We start from the raw sequence: 6,000 nt of genomic DNA, 5'->3' as shown, positions 1-6,000 counted from the left end.
AGGAATTTAGAGGACTGGAATTGAAGTGTTTGGATGTGGGAATATTTTATTCCCCGTGATGTGTTACTACCCCTACCCTTTTCTATATATTCTTAATATATAATATGTATCGTTTTCCATTACTATAAATAATACGGCATTCAACCAAACGCTACACTCCTCAATGAGGTCATTCCAAATAATACATATATATGTATTGTATGAAATTATTTATCCTCTTATCTTTGTCCTCTTAAATAGAAAACAATAAATGATTGATATTACATTACCAGATGGAACGGTAAAAAGCTTTGAACAAGGCGTTACACCGATGGATGTTGCTAAAAGCATCAGTGAGGGGTTTGCTAGAAACGTGATTTCGGCAAATTTTAATAACGAAACCATTGAAGTTTCTACCCCAATAACTACCAACGGTTCCTTAATATTATATACATGGAATGATAAAGATGGGAAAAAGGCCTTTTGGCACTCTAGTTCTCACGTATTGGCTCAAGCTTTGGAAGAATTGTATCCTGGTGTAAAACTGTCTATAGGTCCTGCCATTGAAAATGGATTTTATTATGATGTTGATTTTGGTGCCCAATCCATTTCTGATAAGGACTTCAAGGCTATTGAAACCAAAATGCTAGAGATTGCCAGAGGAAAGCACGATTTTAAAATGCGTTCTGTTTCTAAGGCAGATGCTTTGGCTATGTATCAATCTCAAGGTAATGAATATAAAGTAGAATTGATCGAAAATCTAGAAGATGGTACCATTACGTTTTGCGACCATTCTAGCTTCACCGATTTATGTCGCGGTGGGCACATTCCTAACACAGGAATCATTAAAGCGGTAAAATTGCTTTCGGTAGCCGGCGCTTATTGGAGAGGAAATGAGAATAACAAACAGCTGACTAGAGTTTACGGTATATCCTTCCCTAAACAAAAGGACCTGACTGAATACCTTCATTTATTGGAAGAGGCCAAAAAACGTGACCATAGAAAACTAGGGAAAGAATTGGAACTTTTTACCTTCTCCCAAAAAGTTGGTCAAGGGTTACCATTATGGCTCCCAAAAGGAGCTGCTTTAAGAGAGCGTTTGGAAAACTTCCTTAAAAAAGCTCAAAAGAAAGCAGGTTACGAAATGGTAGTGACACCTCATATTGGTCAAAAGGAATTATATGTAACTTCTGGTCACTATGCAAAATATGGAGAAGACAGTTTTCAACCAATCCACACACCTAACGAAGGAGAGGAGTTTTTGTTGAAACCAATGAACTGCCCTCACCACTGTGAAATTTACAATACCCGTCCTTTCTCATATAAAGAGTTACCAAAGCGCTATGCCGAATTTGGTACCGTATATAGGTATGAGCAAAGTGGAGAATTACACGGATTGACACGTGTTAGAGGATTTACTCAAGATGACGCCCACATTTTCTGTACACCGGACCAATTGGATACTGAATTTAAGGAAGTAATCGATTTGGTACTTTATGTATTTGGATCTTTAGGTTTCGAAAACTTCACTGCTCAAGTGTCTGTTCGTGATCCAGAGAATCCAGAGAAATATATAGGTAAAGTTGAAAATTGGGAGAAAGCCGAGCAAGCTATTATCAATGCAGCCAAGGACAAAGGTTTAAATTATGTGATTGAAGAAGGTGAAGCCGCCTTTTACGGTCCAAAATTAGACTTTATGGTTAAAGATGCCTTAGGAAGACAATGGCAATTGGGTACCATTCAGGTGGACTACAACTTACCTGAGCGTTTTGACCTTACATATAAAGGTAGTGACAACGAGCTTCACAGACCTGTTATGATTCACCGTGCCCCGTTTGGAAGTATGGAACGTTTCGTAGCAATTTTGTTGGAACACACTGGAGGAAACTTCCCTCTTTGGCTGGTTCCTGAGCAGGCTATTGTACTATGTATAAGTGAGAAATATGAAAAATACGCCGAAAAAGTTTTAAATTTGTTAGAAAATCACGAAATTCGCGCCCTCATAGATAATCGTAACGAAACCATAGGAAAGAAAATCCGTGAAGCGGAAATGAAAAAGATTCCATATATGGTGATTATCGGTGAAAATGAAGAAGCTGAGGGTAAAATTTCAGTTCGTCAACACGGTGGAGAAGATTTAGGTTCCATAACCATTGAAGAGTTTTCAAACATTGTTGACCAAGAGATCAAAAAGACCTTAAAAACCTTTAAATAAAAAATTAAGTTTAACTAAAATTTATAAGTCATAGCAATACGTAGACAAAGAAATAACTTTAAGAGAGAACAAAAGGAAGACCAGCACAGAATTAACTCTAAAATTAGAGCCGAAAAGGTACGCCTTGTTGGTGATAATGTAGAGGTAGGCATTTACGACATTAGGCCAGCATTGGCCCTTGCCGAAGAACAAGGTTTAGATCTTGTAGAAATATCACCAAAAGCTGATCCGCCTGTTTGTAAGGTTATGGATTATAAAAAGTTTCTTTACGAACAAAAGAAACGTGATAAAGCGTTAAAAGCAAAAGCGTCTAAAGTTGTTGTAAAAGAAATTCGTTTTGGTCCTCAGACTGATGACCACGATTACGAATTCAAAAAGAAACACGCTGAGAAATTCCTTAAGGAAGGTGCTAAACTAAAAGCATTTGTATTCTTTAAAGGGCGTTCGATTGTGTTTAAAGAGCAGGGACAAATTCTATTATTGAAATTGGCTCAGGATCTTGAAGAATTTGGTAAGGTAGAACAAATGCCAAAATTGGAAGGAAAACGTATGACCATGTTCATTGCTCCTAAAAAAACAAAATAAAACCTATTAAGGTAAACAATAATAAGCGAAACGTAAATTAAAAACTAGGAGAAAGATGCCTAAAATGAAAACTAAATCAAGTGCCAAGAAACGTTTTAAACTTACTGGCACTGGTAAGATTAAGAGAAAGCACGCTTTTAAAAGTCACATTTTGACTAAAAAATCTAAAAAGCGTAAACTTGCCTTGACTCATGATACTTTGGTACATAAGTCAGACGAGAACAATGTTAAAACCATGTTACGTTTAAAGTAATATCGGTCTTTAACCGGTTAACAAATTTATAAACCCTGGAGTTAGGCCAAAATTAACAAGTGTCAATTTTATTGACCGCCTACTACAAAAAAACAAATTAAGAAATGCCAAGATCAGTAAATTCAGTTGCTAAGAGAGCTAGAAGAAAAAAGGTTCTTAAGCAGGCCAAAGGTTACTTTGGAAGACGTAAAAACGTTTGGACAGTAGCCAAAAACGCGGTTGACAAAGCGATGCAATACTCGTACAGAGACCGTAGAAACAAAAAGAGAACTTTCCGTGCTTTATGGATTCAACGTATCAATGCAGGAGCTAGATTACACGGAATGTCATATTCTAAGTTTATGGGAGCCCTTAAAGCTAACAATATCGAATTGAACCGTAAGGTTCTTGCCGATTTAGCGATGAACAACCCAGAAGCTTTTGAAGCAATCGTAAACAAAGTAAAGTAAGGCGTTCGCCTAAATAATAACAACAATTCGCTTATAAAAAACCGATTCAATTTGAATCGGTTTTTTTTTGTTTAAAGCAACATAAACACTAAATTTAATTTTATTTAAGTGTGCTACTGCATGTTGAATGTGTTTAGAAATCGTGTCTTCTGGTTGCTGGATTTTATAAAAAAATGCCCTATTAATAGCCATTTACGAGACATTGAAAGCATCCAGAATGACCCTATTTCAAGGATTGGATTGGAGAAAAGAAATTTTCACCTTTTCAATCTTTTAAATCATGCCACGAAAACCACACCTTATTATCAGTCATATTTCAATTACAGCTCACTGCAAGATTTTCCTGTAATTCAAAAACCAATTATACAAAACAATTTTGACAGCTTTAAATCAAGAGCTTTTAAAGACAAACCTTCATTTAAAGTAGCCACAAGCGGTTCAACAGGAATCCCTTTTTTTCTATTTCAGGATAGAAATAAAAAAAATAGAAATACAGCAGATGTTATTTTCTTTTCGAAATTGAGTAATTATAACATTGGTAATAGACTTTACAATTTGGAAGTTTGGAGAAAACACAATAAAAAATCATCTTTTAAATCTTACTTACAGAATATCATACAAGTTGATATTACAAGGTTGGATGATGAAAAGTGTGATGCCTTTTTAAAGCAATTACAGCAGGACAAACAGACAAAAACCATTCTCGGGTTTGCTTCTGCCCTTGAAATCATTTGCCAGTACCTTATACGTTCAAAAAAAACATTCACCCCTCCTACAAAACTAACATCCATAATTGCCAATGCCGAACACCTGAATAGTTTTACAAAATCACAGCTTTTCACCTATTTTAATGTCCCAATATTATCTAGATATTCCAATGAAGAACTTGGAGTAATAGCTCAACAGACTATTGCATCTCCAAACCAATACATCATCAACCACGCTAGTTACTTTATTGAAATTTTGGAATTGAATACAGATGAAGCAGCAACACCGGGAACTGCTGGGCGCATAGTTATAACAGATCTATTTAATTACTGCATGCCAATGATTAGGTACGACACGGGAGATATAGGTAAATTAGTTTTAGATCATCATGGACTGGAAAAATTGGAATATATTGAAGGAAGAAAAATGGATTTAATACACGACACACGTGGGAAAATTATTTCATCGTTTATAGTTTACACCAAGTTCTATAAGTATTACTCCTATTTTAAACAGTTCCAGTTTATTCAAGAAAGCAAAAACAAATATACTGTAAAGCTGAACCTTCATGAGGACTTTCCTTTTGAACGGGAGCTTATTGCCGACATCAAAAAAGATTTTGGAGATGATGCTGATATTGATATAATTTATGTTGATGAAATCCCAACACTTTCTTCTGGAAAAAGAAAAAAAGTACTTAACAACCAACTAAACTGCTAACTTCTTTTTCAGTCTGTCCTTCCAAATATTTTTTGTTCTTTCTAAAAACTTTAAAAAAAATGGAACAGGGTCTTCAAGAGCATACTTTATAGGAGTATTTTTCAAAATAAATGGAAAATCCCTTAAAGTGTTTCTATTCTCTTTAATTAATTTTACCAGTCCTTTTAAATTAAAAAATTTAATATTTCGATATTCGGGAGTGTTAAAAGTTTTTCCCAAACTAGCCAAACAATAGAGATATGGGAAATTTACCCCTGCCATTTCTGATCCTTCTAAAGAAGACCAAAACCTAGTGTTAATCTCAATAATTTTAAAATCCCCATGATTCATATCATATCTCAGGTCTATGTGTGCAACACCAGACCAATTTAATTCGTTCATTAACATTGAGATTATTTTCAAAACCCTTTTTTCATGGATAAATTCCATACCAGTTAACGGGCCTAATGGATTCAAAGCCTTCTGGATTTCCTTCTGTACAGTATAACTCAAAATTTTGCCATCCTTACATAAAACACTGCACCCTACATCATGCCCCTCGACAACTTCCTGGATTAAAAACTCCTTTCCAAATGAACTTTTTTCTAAATATATTTTGAGTTGAGTCTCATTAATTAAAAGTTGTACTCCTTGTCCTCCCCCAAATCCTTCAACTGGTTTTATGATTATTGGATACTCCAAGTCCTTTGGATACCCATTCCCATTCACATGAAAACTTTTCGGCAAGGGCATGTCATGCTTTTTTAGAAGTTTTGCAAGCAAATTTTTATTGATAGCAGTATTAAAATCTTTCAATTTCGGTAACAACCCCAATGCTTTTGCTCTTAAAAGTCTGTTCCTATTAGTAATCAACGTTCTAATTCCATTTTCAAATATGGGCATAACAACATCTATATTGTGTTCCTGTACTTCCCTATTAATGTTGTTTATCCACTCTTCTCCATACTCCATTTTCGGGTAAAAAGAGTAATGGTAAATGTGCTTTGAAAAACGCATAGGCATCCACTTACGATCAGACATAATGTGTATTTTAACCTCCCTATATTGAGACAAGCAATTCACAACATAAATTAACATATGACTTTCACCAT

The 6,000-nt window shown here is 35.0% G+C and carries 6 protein-coding genes; 5 read left to right on the top strand and 1 reads right to left on the bottom strand.

Annotated features, from left to right (window positions below; all coding sequences use genetic code 11):
* Positions 1–250: 250 nt before the first annotated feature.
* The 5 genes from thrS (at position 251) to AC6I5C_RS11080 (ending at position 4,909) form a co-directional block, all read left to right on the top strand.
* Positions 251–2,194, top strand: coding sequence for a threonine--tRNA ligase (gene thrS / locus AC6I5C_RS11100; RefSeq protein ID WP_497905203.1), 1,944 nt, complete (start codon positions 251–253; stop codon positions 2,192–2,194).
* Positions 2,195–2,224: 30 nt separating this feature from the next.
* Positions 2,225–2,779 (top strand): translation initiation factor IF-3, encoded by a 555-nt coding sequence (gene infC, locus AC6I5C_RS11095; RefSeq protein ID WP_205625697.1) that lies wholly within the window; start codon positions 2,225–2,227, stop codon positions 2,777–2,779.
* A gap of 55 nt (positions 2,780–2,834) precedes the next feature.
* On the top strand, positions 2,835–3,032 hold the full coding sequence (gene rpmI / locus AC6I5C_RS11090; RefSeq protein WP_053975390.1) for a 50S ribosomal protein L35: 198 nt from the start codon (positions 2,835–2,837) through the stop codon (positions 3,030–3,032).
* A 104-nt stretch (positions 3,033–3,136) separates the two neighbouring features.
* Positions 3,137–3,481 (top strand): 50S ribosomal protein L20, encoded by a 345-nt coding sequence (gene rplT, locus AC6I5C_RS11085; protein WP_053992364.1) that lies wholly within the window; start codon positions 3,137–3,139, stop codon positions 3,479–3,481.
* A 120-nt stretch (positions 3,482–3,601) separates the two neighbouring features.
* Complete coding sequence (locus tag AC6I5C_RS11080; RefSeq protein WP_497905202.1) at positions 3,602–4,909, top strand: phenylacetate--CoA ligase family protein; 1,308 nt, start codon at positions 3,602–3,604, stop codon at positions 4,907–4,909.
* Here the strand turns inward: AC6I5C_RS11080 and AC6I5C_RS11075 are convergent.
* Entirely contained in the window at positions 4,898–5,929 is a 1,032-nt protein-coding gene (locus AC6I5C_RS11075) for an ATP-grasp domain-containing protein (RefSeq protein WP_497905201.1), read from the bottom strand. The two genes, AC6I5C_RS11080 and AC6I5C_RS11075, sit on opposite strands and share 12 nt — an antisense overlap.
* Positions 5,930–6,000: the final 71 nt, after the last annotated feature.

The organism is Mangrovimonas sp. sgz306409, assembly GCF_059735265.1.
Note: the sequence above shows the minus strand (reverse complement) of the source record. Positions and strands in the feature narration are given on the sequence as shown.

Bases quoted from the DNA above. Each gene is read 5' to 3' on its own strand.
- thrS (WP_497905203.1), top strand. From the start codon at position 251: ATGATTGATATTACATTACCAGATGGAACGGTAAAAAGCTTTGAACAA.
- AC6I5C_RS11075 (WP_497905201.1), bottom strand. From the start codon at position 5,929: ATGTCTGATCGTAAGTGGATGCCTATGCGTTTTTCAAAGCACATTTAC.
- AC6I5C_RS11080 (WP_497905202.1), top strand. From the start codon at position 3,602: ATGTTGAATGTGTTTAGAAATCGTGTCTTCTGGTTGCTGGATTTTATA.
- rplT (WP_053992364.1), top strand. From the start codon at position 3,137: ATGCCAAGATCAGTAAATTCAGTTGCTAAGAGAGCTAGAAGAAAAAAG.
- rpmI (WP_053975390.1), top strand. From the start codon at position 2,835: ATGCCTAAAATGAAAACTAAATCAAGTGCCAAGAAACGTTTTAAACTT.